Source organism: Streptococcus sp. FDAARGOS_522 (genome assembly GCF_003812445.1).
GTDB lineage: Bacteria > Bacillota > Bacilli > Lactobacillales > Streptococcaceae > Streptococcus > Streptococcus agalactiae.
In genome coordinates this window covers 1,743,796-1,762,843 of sequence record NZ_CP033808.1, presented here as the reverse complement: position 1 = coordinate 1,762,843, position 19,048 = coordinate 1,743,796, and the positions used below count along the sequence as shown (strand labels likewise).

Sequence of the window (19,048 nt, the reverse complement as noted above, 5' to 3'; positions counted from 1 at the left end):
TTATTATTTCACTTCTGCTAGTGTTTTAATATCAACAAGCACTTTAGAGCCATCTTTTTTAGTAACTTGAACTTGACTACCATTAATATAATTAAAGCTTTCAAAACTTACACTATATTTATTTGATAATTGGATGAGTTGCTTTTCAAAAGATTGTCTATCCATACCATATTTCTTAGCGTTTTGTGCCATTCCTAGTTCATATTCATCTAGCTCTGATTCATCTTCTTGTTTTTCTGGTTCTTCTTCGTCTGAACCTTTATTAACATCATAAAAACCATAGTTGTGAGTTACTTTCCCTGAATCTTCAGGTTCTTCATCTGGAGCATAATTTTTGGCTTTATTGTCTTTATTTGAGCCTTTGTTATGATCACTGTCGTGTCCCCAACCTTTTTCTTTTGGTAATTCATTAGGATGTTCCATGTAGTATTTAATTGTTGAGAAGAGTTGTTGTAATGTATAGCCTTCTGGTGCTTTCCATAAACCACCCTTGTCAAACCATGCCATAGGAACATTATGATAATGATCATGATGAGGAACAATCAATTGATCATCTTCAAATCCAACTGCATATGCCATGTGAGCAGCAATTTTATCAAGCGGTACAATTTTTTCTGGTTTTGCTTGTTTGAATACTTCTGCAGCACTTAAGTTTTTATCACTAGAATTTGATGTTGATTTATTATCAGTTGGTGCAGGACTTGGTTTATCTGCTTTATTAGAGTCCTTTTCCTTATAAATTTCAGCATCTTTACCCCATCCTTCAACTTTAGGACGTTTTTCTGGGTGCATCATGTAATATTTAGCCGTAGCTAAATAGTCTTCTAAAGAATATGTCTTATCTGAATCAGCTAAAAGATCTTTTTCTTCATCAAACCATTTTAATTCCACATAATGGTAATGATCTTTATGAGGAATTACAAATGTACCATTCTTATAGTCTGTCGCTTGTGCAATTCCAAATAATAAATCTTCAGGTTTAACAATTGCTTTTGGTTCAATTGCCTCATAGATTTCTTGAGCTGTTTTACCTGTTTTTGGTTTGTCTTGATTTGCTTCAGATTTTCCTGAAAGAAATTCTTGAGCTGCTTTTAATTCCGACTCTGATAAATCTTTCTTTGGTACCCAATGCTCATGTGTCATATGTGGAATGACATAACCTGTACCTGTATCTTTTTTAATATCTTTGGCATCAAAAATGTAACCATCAGATGTTGTGTATTTACCAGCTTTTTTTGCCTCTTCAATTTCTTGAGCACTGTAGACAATCTGGCTATTTGGTTTGCCTTTACGTTGGTCTTTCGGTGTTACTGCATGGTGTTCTTCCTCTGTGTGAGGTTCCTTATTAGGTTCATGAGAAATATGCTTTGGTTTCTCTGTAGAATCTTTTTTCCCTAATGCATCAATATGATGTCCTCTATGCTCTGCCACCATCCTTGTTGCTTCTAACTCTAATGGAGACATATCCTTATAGTGAATAAAGTGGAAATGATTACCGTGCGGAATAGAAACACCGATTGCTGTGAAAGCATTAACTTGTGCTGGGTCATAAACCAAACCATCACTTTCTACGTGACGAGCAGATAACGGTTGAGCATATAAACGTTTCAACATTTTGTCTAAAGCAGAATCTTTGTTGATTGGTTTGGTTGTAGGTGCATGGTGTTTTGGTGCCGTAGCATGATTACCAGCTGGTTTTGACCAGTGATTTGCGTGAGTGACTCTTGGAATAGAAATAGGGGCATTAGCATGTCTTCCTGTTGATACATTACCGCTTGGTGCACTTGCATGAATGTATGAACTTGAATTTGATGGTTTTGAGCTATTACCTGATCGGCCAGTCTTGCGGTTCCAATATGCCTGTGCGGCTGATAACTCTGATGGAGATAAATCAGCTTTCGGGATATAATGGAAATGATCGCCATGTGGTACTAAAAAGGCATCTCCCATGTCATCAATGACATCTGTTGGACTAAAAACATAACCATCATCTGTAGTATAGCGACCGCTAGCTTTCGCTTCACGTACGCTGGCTGATAAAGCTTGAGTTTTTGCACTACTATGCTTTCCTGATTCTCCCTTAGAACCACCCTTAGACCATTCTTCGCGTTGCTTTTGGATTTGTTCCTTTGTACGAACATTTGTTCGTTTGCTACCTTCTTTAAGATAGAGGTAATACTTACCATTAACTTTGATAATATAACCATCTTTGACTTCATTAATGACATCAGCTTTATTAAAGACATAGCTAGGGTCTTTCATAATCAATTCTTCACTAATGATGGCATCATATGGCACTTTACCATTGTAATAATGGTAATGGTCTCCATGAGAAGTTACATAACCATCATCAGTAATTTTAACAACGATTTGTTCTGCAGATATGCCTTCTTCTTTACTGATTTGGTCGGGCGTTTTATTTGCAGCTGTTGCTTGTGCTTTGCTATCAGATTTATCTGTTTTCACATAAGAAACACTATTGTCTGATTTTTGGGCATTATAACTACCTAATTGATAAGCACCTACACCAGTACCAAATAGAGCTACTGATAAAGCACTAATAATAACTGTTTTTTTACGATTCATCCTGCGTCCTTTCTTTATATAACTACCTATTGATTTAACGATTTGACAAGTACCTTAAGATTAGTTTCCAAATTTTCTAAGTAATCTTTATTGTTTTTGGGAACCGCTTCTAAAGGACTTAAACTTGCAATTTTAACTCGAGTAGCTGAAGCTACTGCTTGAGCTAATTTAGGTGAGACTCCTTCTTCAACAAAAATAGTCTTAACCTTATATGTTTTCACAAACTCCTGAATTTCGGCTAATTTTTTAGCACTAGGTTCTTGCTCGGTTGAGACACCTGCAATACCTAACTGAGTCAATCCGTATCGCTTAGCTAAGTATGAGAATGCTGTATGTGAAGTCACAAAGTATTTAGACTTTGCAGCTTTAAATTTTGGCTTATACTTCTCTGCAATAGCCATTGCCTTGTCACTAAATTGATCAGCATTTTTTTGATAAACCTTAGCGTTTTTAGGATCCTTTTTAGCTAATTGTGTAGCGATGAGTTGTGCTTCCTCAGATACTTTTACAGGGTCATTCCAAGTGTGAGGGTCATACAAGGTTGACTCATCTACTCCTTTTTCTGCCTCTACATCTTCTAAGCCATGAACTTTATCCAAAGTCATACCTTTTGAAGCTTCAATTACAGATACTTTAGAGTGATGCAAACTAGGTTCCAAACGTCTCGCCCAAGCTTCTAGTGTGTGCGAATGATAAAGAAATAGATCAGCATCATAAATGGCAGCAACATCACTTGATGAGGGTTCAAAACCATGAATGCCTGACTGTGATCGAATCATTTTAATATCATTCAAATCACCAGAAACTGCTTTTGTAATGGAATATACTGGATAAAAGCTAGTCACGACCGACAAGCCATTTTTTTGCTGGCTCTGTTTAGTACAAGCACATAAGCAAATTAGGGTAATTATTCCGAGAACAAAAATAAGGCTTTTCCGTATCCTTTTCATTAAACCTCCTTTAAAATAAAAAATACTTAACCAGTTAACATTTTAGAGTATTCTTATTTTAGTGTCAACGAAAAACCATAAATCTAATATTTTTCTATTTTTAATATTGTTAAGTGCACTTAATTTCATATCAACAACCTTTATTCATGCCTTTCCAAGCTACAGTAAACCTTTTCATAAACATGCATGGGTTAAGGAGTATAATTAGAACCACAATAAAAAGAGCCAAGCATTTTGCCCAACTCTTTGGTTTTTTATTTATTTTTAGTATCTAAAACGATAGTCACTGGTCCATCATTAATCAGACTGACTTGCATATCAGCTCCAAATTGACCTGTTTCTACCGAAACATGATTTGCTAATTCTTGATTAAAGATATCATAAAACTGATTCGCTTTAACAGGATCAGCTGCCCCAGTAAAAGCTGGACGATTTCCTTTTTTGGTATCTGCAAAGAGTGTAAATTGTGAGATAGATAAGACGCTTCCTTTAATGTCTTGAATTGAAAGGTTCATTTTCCCATCATCATCAGAAAAAATACGCATGCTAGTAATTTTACGAACTGCATAAGCAATATCTTCTGTTGTATCTTCTGGAGCAATCCCAACTAGAAGTACTAAACCCTTCTCAATAGATCCGACTACATCATCTTCAATAGAAACACTTGCTTGACTAACACGTTGAATAATGATTTTCATTTTGCTCTCCTAACCATTCGTACGTTTAACAGAATAAACATCTGGGATAATTTTGATTTTATCAACCACAGTTGTCAATTGTGCTAAATTTGAAATTCCAAAGCTAACATGAATATTAGCAAATTTCATATCTTTTGTTGGTTGTGCATTTACTGTCGATACTAGCTTTGTTGCATTTGATAAGGTTTGAAGGACATCATTAAGGAGGCCACTACGATTCAAACCATAAATATCGATTTCAGCCATGTACTCTTTTTTAGATCCATCATCGTCCCACTCAACATCAATCAAACGTTGTTCGTAGTTCTCCTGACTCTTTAAATTTTGACAATCTGAACGATGGATAGCCACGCCTCTACCTTTAGTTATATAGCCTTCAATGAGATCTCCAGGAACGGGATTACAACATTTTGCAATACGCATTAATAAACCTGAAGCTCCTTGAATGATAACACCATTTTCACTCTTAACTTTGAGAACATCACGCTTATCGGTTTTGATTTCGCCACCGTTAATAAGTTCGTCTGCTTCCGCTTTAGCCTTAGCACGTTCCTTCTCACGGCGTTCTTTTTCCGTCAGTTTATTAAAAATACTAATCGGACTCAAATCACCAAAACCTACGGCTGCATACAAAGCTTCCTCACTTTTAACACTGACACGTGGAAGGATTTCTTCAATATGTTTCTTATCTAAATATTTGTTAGGCACATAACCTTGTTCTTGGAAATAATCAACCAGTAATTCTCTACCTTTATTAATAGAAGTTTCTTTATCTTGGTTTTTGAAGAACTGACGAATTTTATTGCGAGCTTTATTGGTCTTAACAATCTTAATCCAGTCACGACTTGGTCCAAATGAATTAGGGTTTGTGATAATCTCAACAACATCTCCTGTTTTTAACTTAGCAGTCAATGGAACCATACGTCCATTTACTTTAGCGCCAGTAGCTTTTTCTCCAACTTGCGTGTGAATAGCATAAGCAAAATCAATTGGTCCAGATTCCCTTGGCAGTTCCTGAACAGCACCATTTGGGGTAAAAACATAGATGCGTTCTGTAAAGATATCTTCCTTAACAGAGTCAACAAAATCCTTGGCGTCTTTTGATTCATCTTGAAGCTCAACTAATTCTTGAATCCATCCCATACCAACCGATTGCTCTGCTTGATTAACCTTACTGGTGATTCCTTTTTTATAGGCCCAATGGGCTGCAACACCAAACTCGGCAACTTGATGCATTTCTTTAGTTCGAATCTGAATTTCAATTGGCCCTTTAGGTCCATAAACCGTCGTGTGAATAGATTGATAACCATTGGCCTTTGGTGCCGCAATATAATCTTTAAACCTTCCTGGCATAGGACGCCATAACTCATGGATATACCCCACCATGGCATAAACATCACTAGCAGTTTCCATAATACAGCGTATCGCAATTAAATCATAAATCTGATCAAAGCGTTTCTTTTTATCACGCATTTTTCTGTAAATAGAATAAATGTGTTTTGGTCTACCATAAATATCACCATATAAACCCTGTTCCTCAGTATAGGATCTGATTTTATCGACAATTATATCAACCAACTCTTCACGTTCACGACGTTTTTCACTCATCATATGAGAAATTTTATAAAATTCCGTCTCATTCAAGTAACGAAAAGATAAATCTTCTAATTCCCACTTGATACGACTAATCCCCAAACGATGCGCTAAAGGAGCGTATATTTCCATAGTCTCACGTGAAATACGCTCTTGTTTATCTTTTCTGAGGTGTTTAAGGGTTCTCATATTATGTAAGCGGTCAGCGAGCTTAACCAAAATAACACGGATGTCCTTAGACATAGCCATTAACATTTTACGGTGATTTTCTGCTAACTGTTCTTCATGAGATTTGTACTCCACTTTACCCAATTTTGTTACGCCGTCAATAATATCGCGAACATCCTTGCCAAAATCAGTTTCAATCTCATCAAGGGTAATTTCCGTATCTTCTACAACATCATGTAAAAAACCACAAGCTACCGTAACGGCATCAAGGTGTAAATCTGCAAGAATACCTGCTACTTGAATTGGATGAATAATGTAGGGCTCTCCCGACTTTCTTGCTTGATAATAATGAGCTGCGGTTGCGTAATTTAAGGCAAATTTTACAAAAGCAACATCCGTCTCACTCATGTACTGGGATGTGATTGCAACAACCTCTTCTCCTGTTAAATTAATTTCTTTGACCATAGTTATCCTCTTTAATCATAGTGATAGATTGTACCTATTTTATCACTTTTTAACCTAAAAATAAAAGAAGTTAGAGGCTCAAAAAGAATTAAATACCAAGTAAATGTGTCTCACCAAGTTATCCTTTATAAATAAACGATTGTTTTTGGTGTAATCACCAAAAATAATTCGTAAATGAGATTGATTAAACGTTTTCAATAAGCTATAATAGTTTTTAGATTAGGATAATATACATGTAATGTTTTAATGGAGGAGATTTATGTCAAAACATTATTTTCCAAAAAGCGTATTCGCTTTAACTGTCTTAACAGCTACAGCAACAAGTGGTTTAGCTGTTCAAGCAGAAGACATTGTTACAACACCAAGTTCAACCGCTACAAAGGTTGAATCAACTACCCCCACTAGCACAATTGCAGAGGAAAAGTCAAACGTTACTTCTACTCCAACTGCAATAACTGATGCTTCAACAGCCACAAGCACAAATACCACTGCCAATAATCAAAATCCACAGCCTGTTGCCACAGAAACCACAACTGGTGATCTCAAACCTATTGAAGGTGAAAAAGTTGACCTTCGCATCATGTCAACCACAGACCTACACACCAATTTAGTTAACTATGATTATTATCAAGATAAAGAATCTCAAAAAATAGGGTTAGCAAAAACTGCTGTCCTTATCGAAGAAGCAAAAAAGGAAAATCCTAATACCGTCTTAGTTGATAACGGAGATGTCATTCAAGGGACACCTTTAGGAACTTATAAAGCAATCGTTAAACCTGTCGCAGAAAATGAAGAACATCCTATGTACCAAGCCATGAATGCTCTTGGTTATGATGCATCAACACTAGGTAATCATGAGTTTAATTACGGTTTAGATTACCTCAAAAAAATCATTGCTACAGCCAACCTTCCAATCCTCAACGCAAATGTTTTGGATTTCAAAACACATCAACCAGTTTTTAAAACTTATGACATCATTACTAAAACCTTCAAAGATTCAACAGGAAGAGCTGTTGCACTAAATATTGGAATTACAGGAATTGTACCTCCTCAAATCTTAAACTGGGACAAGGCTAACTTAGAGGGAAAGGTTATTGTCAAAGATTCAGTTAAAGCAATCGAAGAAATCGTTCCTACTATGCGTGCTAAAGGAGCAGATGTCATTCTCGTTTTATCACACTCTGGCATTGGAGATGATCGATATGAAGAAGGTGAAGAAAACGTTGGCTATCAAATTGCCAGCATCAAGGGAGTGGATGCCGTTGTTACGGGACACTCACACGCTGAATTTCCATCAGGTAACGGTACTGGCTTCTATGAAAAATACACTGGAGTTGATGGTATCAATGGAAAAATAAATGGAACACCCGTTACAATGGCAGGCAAGTACGGGGATCACCTTGGTATTATTGATTTAGGACTTAGCTATACTAATGGAAAATGGCAAGTCTCCGAAAGCAGTGCTAAAATCCGTAAAATTGATATGAACTCAACAACTGCTGACGAGCGTATCATTGCATTGGCTAAGGAAGCACACGATGGCACAATCAACTATGTTCGCCAACAAGTAGGTACAACAACTGCGCCAATTACAAGTTACTTTGCACTAGTTAAAGATGATCCTTCAGTTCAAATTGTTAACAACGCTCAACGTTGGTACGTTGCAAATGAATTGAAAGGAACACCTGAGGCAAATTTACCACTTCTATCTGCTGCAGCACCATTTAAAGCTGGAACACGTGGCGATGCTACCGCATATACTGATATTCCAGCTGGACCTGTTGCAATTAAAAACGTAGCTGATCTTTATCTTTATGATAATGTTACTGCACTTTTAAAAGTGACCGGAGCAGACTTACGTGAATGGTTAGAAATGTCCGCTGGTCAATTTAACCAAATTGACCCTAACAATAAAGCACCACAAAATATTATCAATACCGAATATCGTACCTATAATTTTGACGTTATTGATGGCTTGACTTATAAATTTGATATTACACAACCTAATAAATACAATAAAGATGGAAAAGTTGTTAATAGTCAAGCTAGTCGAGTACGCGATTTAATGTACAATGGTAAGCCCGTTGCAGACAAACAAGAGTTTATGATTGTGACCAATAACTACCGTGCTAGTGGTACCTTCCCTGGGGCTAAAAATGCCACAATGAACCGTTTGCTGAACTTAGAAAATCGCCAAACTATTATCAACTATATTATTTCAGAGAAAACCATCAATCCTACAGCTGATAATAACTGGGGCTTCACAGAGTCTATTAAAGGCCTTGATTTACGATTCCAAACAGCCGATAAAGCTAAAAATCTTGTTACTAATAGCAAGGATATTCAGTATATCGCTAGTTCTACCAAAGATGAAGGATTTGGTGATTATCGATTTGTCTATACTGAACAAGAAAAAGTAGACCTTACTGAGCCATCACATCAAGAAAAGTTAAGCCAAATAGAAAAACAAAAAATTCACCACATGGTTGCAACTGCTTATACAAAAGCAAAAGCTTCTCCAAATATTACAGGCACTGTCTATACACAACAGAAAGAAAAAACATTACCTAAAACTGGACAAGAAAAACAATCTTATCTGGCTTTCTTTGGTGTCGCAATACTTGGACTCGTGGGAAGTTTACTTAAAAAGAAACAAATATAGTCATCACTAAAAACTGAGGCCAATCAACCTCAGTTTTTAGTCTCAACAATAGATTTTCTCTCTAAATAGTCAGATATTGAGATACCACTCTAGCTTGTTTATCTGACATGATTTTGCTAAACTGATAACAAGAAATTTAGATTTAAGGAGTACTAAATGCCTAAATTAACCCTAGTCTATATCAGTCTTAGCGGCAATACTCAAAGCTTTGTCAAACGTCTTAGTGAACAACTGTCAACTTGGCATAACTGTCAGGTTTCGACTATTAATATCAAGGAACAAAATCATCAAACCTTTCCTGTTGACCAACCTTTCGTAGCACTATTACCCACTTACCTCGAGGGAGGAAATGGCATTGACAATGGCGATCAAGAAATTCTTACCATTCCACTTGGTGATTTTATAGCTGCACACAATAATGTCAAAAATTGTATCGGAATTGTTGGCTCTGGAAATAGAAATTTTAACAATCAGTACTGTTTAACTGCAAAACAATACTCTGAACGGTTTGGATTTCCTATGTTAGGAGACTTTGAATTGCGAGGAACTTCTAGCGACGTTGAACGTATCGCAAATATTATCGTTGAAACATTATCGAACTTTAAAGCCTAAAGGAAATAGTATGGAAACAACATTAAACTACATTAAAACCCTGACATCAATCCCTTCACCAACAGGGTTTACCCAAACAATCATGACCTATATCATCAAAGAATTGGAATCGTTTGGCTACTCACCAATTCGCACAAACAAGGGAGGCGTCATGGTTTCTCTAAAAGGAAAAAATGATACTAAACATCGCATGATAACTGCTCACCTTGATACACTTGGTGCTATGGTTAGGGCCATCAAACCAGATGGTCGATTAAAAATTGACCTTATTGGCGGATACACATACAATGCCATTGAAGGAGAAAACTGTACTATACACCTCTCAAAAAATGGTAAAGAAATTTCTGGAACTGCTCTTATTCATCAAACTAGTGTCCATGTTTACAAAGACGCTGGAACTGCTGAACGTAATCAAACAAATATGGAAATTCGTTTAGATGAGAAAGTAACAACTGCTGACGAAACACGTGCTTTAGGTATCCAGGTCGGCGATTTTATTTCATTTGATCCGCGTACAATCGTAACAGACAGCGGCTTTATTAAATCACGTTACCTAGATGACAAGGTATCCGCTGGTATCCTAATGGAACTTCTTTCTGTTTACAAGAAAGAAGACATTCAACTTCCTTATACTACTCATTTCTACTTTAGTGCCTTTGAAGAGCTAGGACATGGAGCAAATTCAAGCATCCCAAATGAAACTGTAGAATATCTAGCAGTTGATATGGGAGCTATGGGAGACGATCAAGAAACTGACGAATATACTGTCTCTATCTGTGTTAAAGATGCTTCTGGTCCTTATCATTATGAATTACGTCAACATCTTGTTTCTCTAGCTGAAAACAATAATATTCCTTATAAACTTGATATTTATCCTTATTATGGTAGTGACGCCTCCGCTGCCATGCGTGCTGGTGCGGAAGTTAAACACGCGCTACTTGGTGCAGGTATTGAATCTAGTCATTCTTATGAACGTACCCATATCGATTCTATTCAAGCAACTGAACTCTTAGTGGATGCCTATCTCAAAAGCAATATGGTGAACTAATGGTAGCCACGCTCATTATTATCAGGGGAAATTCAGCTAGCGGAAAGTCTACAATAGCTAAGCAACTTCAAGCCGAATTAGGGGAAGATACCCTTCTCTTATCTCAGGATTACCTTCGTAGAGAGATGTTAGGAACTAAGGATGGTGAAAATACTACTACCATTCCCCTTTTGATCAATTTACTAAATTATGGTTACCATAACTGTTCCTACATCATCCTTGAAGGCATACTTCGTTCTGATTGGTATACGCCTGTTTGGAAACATATTTTAAAACATAACCCCAACAATACTTATGCTTATTACTATGATTTAAGCTTTCAAGAAACTGTTAAAAGACATTCAACTCGACTTAAATCTTTAGAATTTGGAGAAGATTCTCTTGCAAGATGGTGGCTTGAGAAAGACTTCTTAAAAGAGATACCTGAAAAAATATTAACAAAATCTATGAGTTTAGAGGATGTCAAAAAACTTATAATGACCGACGTTTTACCTTAACATTATTGTACGCACTATAAACAATAATGACTTCTTATCATTGGAGTATATTGCCCATGGATACAGTGATTGACCTCTTATTTATTATCGTTCCCATTATAGCCGGATTTCTGGCATGTATTAGTCTTTATCGTTATTGGAAAAAAGATTTCGAAAGCGACGAAGACGACGATTAAACTCCTCGGAATCAATGATTCCGAGGAGTTTTTCTATATTCTCATTTAATCAGCATTTCTACGAATACGATTATAGGTTTTAAGGATTTGGCCCTTATGCTTAGTGACATAGCGATAATCTTCTTTAAGAGTAGCAATATCCTTTAAAGCTTTCATGCCATTACTCGTTTGGGCATCTTTACGAATAGGTCGGTTACTCGTTGACTGCCCAAAGGCATTTTGAACATCTAAAGAAAGCATAAAATTAATAAATAACTTTGCTTCTTTCATAGAAGGAGCATTCTTTATAATTGCAACCGAAGATGGGACAAAAACTGTCCCTTCTGTCGGATACACAATAGAAACATTGGCACCACTTTTTTGCAAATTGACACTAGGGTCTTCGTAAGTCAGCCCCACAATCATTTTGCCTTCTGCAACTGATTGATAAACTTCTGAAGAGCTAGAAGATTTGATAGCATTAATATTATGTTGTAGCTTTTTAACATAGTTCCACGCTTTTGGATTGGTGTAACCACCCTTTGCCAAGAGTATATTGGTGAGTTGTGAGAAAGCACTAGAGGAAGTATTCGGATCTGCAAAGGCAATTTTACCTTTTAAGGAAGGCTGTAATAAATCTTCATAACTCTTGATGGTAAGTCCCTTAGCTAATTCGTTATTTACAATCAAGACACTCCCATTTATAGTATAAGGTGTCGCCGTATCACTCGGATGGATATAGTCTGGAATAACAGTATGAACATTCTTTGATACGTAAGACTCAAACAATGCCTTATGACTTTCAAATTGCGTATAATTTCCTCCAAAGAAAACATCCGCCTTCAACTGCTTACCCTCCTTACTTAATCTATCTATTAGTTGCCCTGTCCCACCTTGAATAAGCTTAACTTTTATACCGTATTTTTCCTCAAAAGCTGGAATCGTTCCTGTTAAAATGGCTTGACTATTTGGACTTAGAATAACTAATTCTTTTGGTGGAAGTAGTTTAGAAGGCTGGCTAATACTGTATGTAAAAATACTTATAAAAATAATGGGAACAACCAGTAGTATATAAATAAGCCTTTTCGACTGTTTTTCTTTCATCTTTCACCTACCTAATCCATCTGTTTAAAAATATGTTCTTCCTTAAACGCTTTTACTGTCTGACCCAAGTACTTTTTAAAAACCCTATCAAAATAACGATAATCATAAATACCAACAGCTTCTGCAATTTGGTAAACCATTAGGTCTGGTTCTCTAAACATCAACTGAATGGCTTGATTAATACGATATTGATTTATATAATCACTCAAAGTTATATGAAGGTGCTTTTTAGTGACTGTGTAAAGATAACTTTCACTGTAACCTAAATCGTGAGCTAACTGGCTAATCACAATTTTCCCATGAAAATGGCTATGAATCCATGCTAGCATATCTTTAATAACTTCAGGAACTTGGTCATTAGCTTGTGGTAGAGGTAAATACAATTCTGTATGCTCTTGTAGGTGCTTCTCCTTATGTTCCTCAATTCTAGCCATAATTGTTTTTAAACAATCAATCAAAGCTTGCTTTTCTAGTGGTTTTGTTAAAAATTCAAGAACGCCATAGTGAATAGCTGATTGCGCATTTGGAAAATCAGCATAGCCAGATAAAATAATTTTGGCATAAGATTGTCCTTTGGTTGCCTCAAACATATCGAATGCTGTCATAATTGGCATATTAATATCACTTAAAACAATGTCTGGCTGCTCTTCCTGAATTAATTGAGCTCCTTCTTTACCATCTTTTGCTTCACCAACCACTAAAATATTCAATGATTGATAATCAATAGCATAGCGTAACCACTTACGAATAAGGTGCTCATCCTCAACGATAAGTAATCTATACATAACTCACTCCTTTACTATATAGCTAACTCGAAAAGCATCATCTGTCTTCGTAAACTCTAACAATACTGTTGAAAATTGATATTGTAATCGTCTATAAGAATTAATAAGCCCATGATGCGAGTGAGTTGATCTTAACATTGTACGTATGGCTTTTTGCCTAGCCAAACTAATACCTGATCCATTATTTGAAACAGTAAACCAAATTCCATCACTATCTTGCCAAATATCTATGTTTATTGCTACATCATGACGTTCTTTTAAGCCATATTTAATAGCATTCTCAATTAGCGGTAACAAGAAAGGTTTTGGTACACGCATGTGTTCAAGTTCAGGGGATACTGAAATAGTGTAAGTTAATTCTTCAAATCTCACTTGATTAATCAAAAGGTAGGATTCAATGATTGCTAAATCATCCTTAAGCACAGCTGCTTCTGTGCTACCACTAAGGCTATAGCGCAATAATTTTGTTAGTTGTATAACGATTCTTTCTGTTAATTGTGAATCATAGTGACTGGTTATTAAAACTGTCTCAAGGGTATTATAAAGGAAGTGAGGATTAAACTGAGCTTCTAACATCCTCTTTTCAAACAGCAACTTTTGTGTTTCCAAATCGAGAGTTTTCTCATGTAAATCTTTTAACCGTGAAACCATCTGATTGATTTGAACAGATAGATATTGAAATTCATCTTGACTATCAAGCTCAATACTAGATTTTTCTTGGCGGGAAATGGCATCCATATCTAGCACCATTTGATTTATGGCGCTAGAATTTTTTACTGCGATGCGATCGGCTAGAACTCTAGATTTTCGTCGTAAAATTACAAAAATAATAACTGATGATACTAGAGAAAAAAGGACGACCAGAGTTACTGGTATCAGGGGACGATACATGTAAAGTAGGATATTGTCTTGCAGAGCTACTTTCCTAACAACAAAAGCTCGATGATCGTGAAAACTAAAATATCTAGTTAAGAATTGACTATCTACCTTATCTAAACTAGAGGAGATAAAATCACGATTAGTAAAAGTAAAGCTATTATTTAGCTGATCGGCAATAATCAAGTCTGAGTTAATAGCCTTCGTTGGAAGTAAAAAGTCTTTCCCATTCATCAATAAGAAGGCATAACCTGAAACTTTTTTATTAACTATAATTGGCTTAATGAGTGCAAGGTAATGCCCTCCCTCACTATCTACAATAATTTTTAGTAGCCTTTGATTTATTTTAGCCTTATCTAAAACTTCACTAATGTAAATAGACTTACTAAAAAAATTACCTAAATGTGAATTACTAGCAAACAAAAGTTCTTGATTAGGTGAGAATACTAAAAGTTCTGTTTGACTTTGTAAATGATTCCTTAAATGATAATATTGCTTACTCAAATCAGCACTTCCTAAGTGTCCTGAGACAAATGGTTTCAAACTATTTTTACCTAAGTCATCTAATAAGGTATCATGTTTTTGAATCAATTGCTTATAACTATAGGAAACTGAATTAACATCTTTATAAAGGCCTATCTGCTGAGGCGCTAAAGAAAAAAGGACGAAAAGTGCAATCAATAACAAGGATAAAATTAAAGACTGGCGGGAAAAATGTTTAGAGATATCATCTTGTAGTCGTTTCTTAAAGCGTTCTTCCATTCTATATCCTCTCATTTCCATCTCCTTTTATTATAGCAAATAGCTATCCAATAAAGATAGTCAACTCCTTTCATACAATAACTTTCAAAGGAAAAAAAGATAAGCTAAACAAGTATCGTCTTGTTCCACTTACCTTTAATGCTAGGAGATTATTAGCAAATACCTAAGAGACCAAGTACAATACCTAACACCATAATGCCAAACATGATCCAGTTGATATTGACTTTTTTACGTAGAAGCCAGAAGGCTAATATCGTTACCAACAGTGGCACTACGCCAACAAATAATTGGTCAAGGTAACTTTGTATGGAAGCTGCTTCCTTAGCTCCTTTAGCTGCTACCGTTAAGATTGTCTTGAATTTAACATTTGAAGCAGTCATTGAGCCTACCATCATTAAACCAAGCATACTTGAAGTCTTAGTAACAATTTTAATACCACCTGATTCATACAATTTTTTGATAAACCCTGCACCTACAGAGTAACCTCCATAGAGACTATAATAATGAATCAGAAAAGCTGGAATGTTATACAAGAGTAGAAAGACAACAGCTCCCATGGCTGAGCCTGTACTTGCCAAGGAGATACCGATACCTGCCGCAATAACTCTTAGAATTCCCCAAAAGAATGAATCACCAACTCCAGATATAGGTCCCATCAAAGAAGCCTTAACTGCGGTGATGGCACTAGCATCGAAATCAGGATCTTCACTGTTTTTCTTTTCCATAGATGCAACAAGACCCATAATAAAATTATTAATGTGCATGGTGGCATTAAACCATGTTGTATGACGGACCAATGCCTCTGCTTTATCCTTATCAGTCTTATAAAAACGATTGATGACTGGTAGTAAAGTATAAATAACCCCTACTGCGTGGTATTGTGTTGCCCCAGTACGACTAGCATTCATCGTCCATGAGCGCCAGAAGACTGAGCGAAGCATTTTACGGTCTTCTTTAGTCAAATTATCCTGTGATTTCATGCGAAGAAGTCCTCCTCTTCTGATTCTTTAGAGTCAAAGGTTGTCTGTTTACTGATCGCACCTCTAGTAATTGCGTCTAATTCTATATCACGTTGTGAACTAATGACGCAAATAACTGCTCCTAGGGCAGCAACTGCAACCGCTGGTAATTTTAAATAAGCTGTTAAAACAAAACCAAGCAAGTAAAAAACAGCTAATTTATTTGTCCATAATAATTTCATCAGCATAGCAAAACCAACAGCTGGAAGGAGGCCTCCCGCCGCACTTAAGCCATTCATCAGGTTTTGAGGAATATGATGGACAAAACTATTAACAGGCCCACTACCTACTAAAATACCAATGAAAGAAATAGAAGCGATAATGAGATAGTAAATAATCCATGTACCATAGTGAAGCATCACAAGTTTACCTTGATGGTTTGCGGCTGCAGCTTTATCCACCATCGGTGCAAAGATATTCATGAAGACGTTTTTCAAAAACATAACAACAAATGCTGCCAACATTCCAATTGGAACAGCTAGAGTCATTGCTGCTTTTTGATCAATGTTTGAAATAATGGTAAAAGTTGTTGCCATCGCTGTTGCTGTTACTGGCTCTGCTGCAATAACACCCCCAATATTAACGTTTCCCAAAAATAGCGCTTCTAGGGAGGCTCCCATTAAGATACCAACCTTAATATCACCTAGTAGCATTCCTGTTACAAGACCAACTACAAGTGGTCTCTCCATCATACTTTGACCTGTTAAGTAATTTCCCCCAAAACAAATCAATACAGCTAAAGCTGCCATCGTCGCTGGCATTATCATATGTCATACCTCACTTTATTTGACTAGTTGACTCAAGTTAACTTTAGTATTTGAAGGCAATACTTGGTTAAAGACGTCTAAATCTGGTAAGCTGGCTAATTCTTTTGCGGCTTCCAACTCTTCTGGATTTAATAAGAGACTTGATGTTAGTTTGACTTTTGTAGCTGGATCAGACTTATCAAAGCGTCCTACATTAGCGACGTTTACTGCTTCTAAATCAGTTATATTTTTAGCAATTGTACAGGCATCTTTAACAGAATTGACAATCACAAAAATACGCTTGTCAGTTGCGCGTGGATCTTTAAATAGAGCTATTGATTCTTCAACTGAACGGATTAATAATTTCATGCCATTAGGCACAGCCATTTTAAGAGTCATCTGTGTGATTTCATTTTTTGCAGCTTCATCATTAGCCACCACTAAAAGTGGTGCATTTAATTCTTTAGTCCATACAACTGCCACTTGCCCATGAATCAAACGGTCGTCAACACGAATTTGAGTAATCATTTTTTTCCTCCTAATTATTAATCGAAAAAGTCATCTTCTGAACTCGCTTTAAAGCTAAGATCTACCAGCTGCACTTGAGATTCATTGATAACGGTTACAATTTCTTCTTTAGTTAATTCCTCTTCAGGTTTCAAAAATAGTAATGACAACAAGGTCGCTAAATTGCTGTTCGTTATTAAAAAAACATTATTTTTCCCACTATTCATTACAGCAGTCGCCATTTTCTGATTAACGCTACCACCTAACAAATCTGTAAAAATAAGGCCCTGTTCATCTGGTGCAATCTCATCAATAAATTCTACAATAGACTTGGTATAGTCACTATCATCAATGTAAGCATCTATTGTCTGAATCTCTTGTCCCTCGCCTGTCAGAATATCAATAGAACTCTGCAACCCACTCGCAAGTTTTCCGTGACTTCCAATTAGGAATTTCCGCTTCATCTTTCTCCTCCTATTTATTACATTACCCTAAATTAGTTCTGAAAGTTTTATCAATACTTTGAATAAGATAACCTTTACTATCATTCTAACAAATGAAAGCGGTTTAAAAATGGACTATTCTACTCTATGTGTGGACTATTCTATATAATTAATTTTTAAAAACAGAACAATAAAAAGGTCATGTATCCTAATAGTTTACACAACCTTTACATCACTATAACTTTAAACTTTCTCTTATATGAATCACTATTTCGAAAGAGATAATGGAATAATTTTTTGATAGGGTATCTTATTAACAACCTTTATTATGAGTAGAGCACAAGCATGTGTTAATGCCAAGGTCACCACAAAAATCACTTTTCCTTGATGGTGTGCAACTAAGGAAGTTGATTTTAAACAGTAAGACACTATGCCAACAAAAAGAGGGTGAAGGAAGAAATAATAGACACTCAACTGCTTTAAAGGACTTAAACGATAGTCCTTAAACAGTGATGTACGTATACTCCAGTTAAATAAGAATACTGCACATAAAGGAGCTAATAAGAAGAAATTTTTATCCAACCCTTGATTAAAATAAATAAGAACATTCTCTAAAGCTAGAAGTAAAAGGAAGAGAATATACTTAAGACCACGCGATTTGGTAAATAGGTCAGTATTAAAATAATCATAGAGTAAATATCCTGCTAGAAGATAAACTGGAGTGTAAAATAATCCGTTTCGTGTTGTCTGAAAAATTGACATATAAGTGGACATCAGGGGATAAAATTTTGTTGACTGTACAAAGACAGAATAGGTCTCTACTGCTCCAATACAATAGAGTACAACAACTGTGATAAATGTCCCCCCTAGTTCCTACATACTTCAATAATCCTTGAATAATGATCCAACCTAGAATAACAGCAGGGATGTACCAAAGGGTATGTAACATACCTAAATACAACAATGCCACAATAAAACCCGGCAGCAAATAGATCTTCGCTATATTTAGAGATTCAAAAAAGAAATAACCATAAGGCAAATAAATGATAGTCCACATGCTATACTTTTTAATCAGTTTACGAAAGTAGGAGTGATTACACAAACCTTGCTGTATACGACCTCTCAAAAAGAAAGCAGTACAAATCAAAAAATAAGGAACAGCCATCCGACCTAGGAAACTTTTAAAGGTAAAATGAATGACATCCTGACTAAATAACCTTCCACTATGAACTAAAATGACCAGTATGGAAAAAAGGTATTGTAGCAAGCTAATCATTGATGTATTATGCTGCTTATTATCCACGCACTGACTTCTCTTCATCCTTAACATTACTTTCTATAAGTTATCATTACTATGATACCAATCTCTTCA

The 19,048-nt window shown here is 35.9% G+C and carries 15 protein-coding genes and 1 pseudogene; 4 read left to right on the top strand and 12 right to left on the bottom strand.

The genetic code is table 11. From position 1 onward, the window contains the following. Positions 1–3 precede the first annotated feature (3 nt). From EGX70_RS09250 to EGX70_RS09235, 4 genes are all read right to left on the bottom strand, one after another. Positions 4–2,586: a pneumococcal-type histidine triad protein gene (locus EGX70_RS09250; protein WP_001080372.1), complete on the bottom strand. Its 2,583-nt coding sequence runs from the start codon at positions 2,584–2,586 to the stop codon at positions 4–6. A 26-nt stretch (positions 2,587–2,612) separates the two neighbouring features. Continuing rightward, positions 2,613–3,536, bottom strand: coding sequence for a zinc ABC transporter substrate-binding protein (locus tag EGX70_RS09245; RefSeq protein WP_000822451.1), 924 nt, complete (start codon positions 3,534–3,536; stop codon positions 2,613–2,615). A 254-nt stretch (positions 3,537–3,790) separates the two neighbouring features. Continuing rightward, entirely contained in the window at positions 3,791–4,234 is a 444-nt protein-coding gene (dtd, locus tag EGX70_RS09240; RefSeq protein ID WP_000691434.1) for a D-aminoacyl-tRNA deacylase, read from the bottom strand. A 9-nt stretch (positions 4,235–4,243) separates the two neighbouring features. Continuing rightward, on the bottom strand, positions 4,244–6,460 hold the full coding sequence (locus tag EGX70_RS09235) for a bifunctional (p)ppGpp synthetase/guanosine-3',5'-bis(diphosphate) 3'-pyrophosphohydrolase (RefSeq protein WP_000237875.1): 2,217 nt from the start codon (positions 6,458–6,460) through the stop codon (positions 4,244–4,246). A 259-nt stretch (positions 6,461–6,719) separates the two neighbouring features. Here EGX70_RS09235 and EGX70_RS09230 point away from each other — a divergent pair, with 259 nt between their 5' ends. The 4 genes from EGX70_RS09230 to EGX70_RS09215 all read left to right on the top strand — a co-directional run bounded on the left by EGX70_RS09230 (position 6,720) and on the right by EGX70_RS09215 (position 11,279). After that, positions 6,720–9,122: a bifunctional 2',3'-cyclic-nucleotide 2'-phosphodiesterase/3'-nucleotidase gene (locus EGX70_RS09230; RefSeq protein ID WP_123948093.1), complete on the top strand. Its 2,403-nt coding sequence runs from the start codon at positions 6,720–6,722 to the stop codon at positions 9,120–9,122. A gap of 156 nt (positions 9,123–9,278) precedes the next feature. Further along, positions 9,279–9,734: a class Ib ribonucleoside-diphosphate reductase assembly flavoprotein NrdI gene (gene nrdI / locus EGX70_RS09225; protein WP_001125401.1), complete on the top strand. Its 456-nt coding sequence runs from the start codon at positions 9,279–9,281 to the stop codon at positions 9,732–9,734. A 10-nt stretch (positions 9,735–9,744) separates the two neighbouring features. Continuing rightward, positions 9,745–10,782, top strand: coding sequence for a M42 family metallopeptidase (locus EGX70_RS09220; RefSeq protein ID WP_000450427.1), 1,038 nt, complete (start codon positions 9,745–9,747; stop codon positions 10,780–10,782). Next, the gene (locus EGX70_RS09215; protein ID WP_000226643.1) at positions 10,782–11,279 is read left to right on the top strand and encodes a kinase; all 498 of its coding nucleotides are present in this window, start codon (positions 10,782–10,784) and stop codon (positions 11,277–11,279) included. Before EGX70_RS09220 ends, EGX70_RS09215 begins: the two co-directional genes overlap by 1 nt. A gap of 221 nt (positions 11,280–11,500) precedes the next feature. Here EGX70_RS09215 and EGX70_RS09210 read toward each other — a convergent pair whose 3' ends face one another. The 8 genes and pseudogenes from EGX70_RS09210 to EGX70_RS09175 all read right to left on the bottom strand — a co-directional run bounded on the left by EGX70_RS09210 (position 11,501) and on the right by EGX70_RS09175 (position 18,979). Next, positions 11,501–12,538 (bottom strand): extracellular solute-binding protein, encoded by a 1,038-nt coding sequence (locus tag EGX70_RS09210; protein WP_000660653.1) that lies wholly within the window; start codon positions 12,536–12,538, stop codon positions 11,501–11,503. A gap of 11 nt (positions 12,539–12,549) precedes the next feature. After that, positions 12,550–13,323: a response regulator gene (locus EGX70_RS09205; protein ID WP_000286068.1), complete on the bottom strand. Its 774-nt coding sequence runs from the start codon at positions 13,321–13,323 to the stop codon at positions 12,550–12,552. 3 nt (positions 13,324–13,326) lie between these two features. Continuing rightward, positions 13,327–14,976 (bottom strand): sensor histidine kinase, encoded by a 1,650-nt coding sequence (locus tag EGX70_RS09200; RefSeq protein ID WP_123948091.1) that lies wholly within the window; start codon positions 14,974–14,976, stop codon positions 13,327–13,329. A 137-nt stretch (positions 14,977–15,113) separates the two neighbouring features. After that, positions 15,114–15,941 (bottom strand): PTS system mannose/fructose/sorbose family transporter subunit IID, encoded by an 828-nt coding sequence (locus tag EGX70_RS09195; protein WP_000841957.1) that lies wholly within the window; start codon positions 15,939–15,941, stop codon positions 15,114–15,116. Further along, entirely contained in the window at positions 15,938–16,747 is an 810-nt protein-coding gene (locus tag EGX70_RS09190) for a PTS mannose/fructose/sorbose/N-acetylgalactosamine transporter subunit IIC (RefSeq protein WP_000605775.1), read from the bottom strand. Before EGX70_RS09190 ends, EGX70_RS09195 begins: the two co-directional genes overlap by 4 nt. A 15-nt stretch (positions 16,748–16,762) precedes the next feature. Then, positions 16,763–17,254, bottom strand: a complete 492-nt coding sequence (locus EGX70_RS09185) for a PTS sugar transporter subunit IIB (protein WP_000632641.1) — start codon at positions 17,252–17,254, stop codon at positions 16,763–16,765. Positions 17,255–17,271: 17 nt separating this feature from the next. After that, complete coding sequence (locus tag EGX70_RS09180; RefSeq protein WP_000823117.1) at positions 17,272–17,697, bottom strand: PTS mannose transporter subunit IIA; 426 nt, start codon at positions 17,695–17,697, stop codon at positions 17,272–17,274. A 246-nt stretch (positions 17,698–17,943) separates the two neighbouring features. Next, a pseudogene (locus EGX70_RS09175) lies at positions 17,944–18,979 on the bottom strand (acyltransferase family protein). Positions 18,980–19,048: the final 69 nt, after the last annotated feature.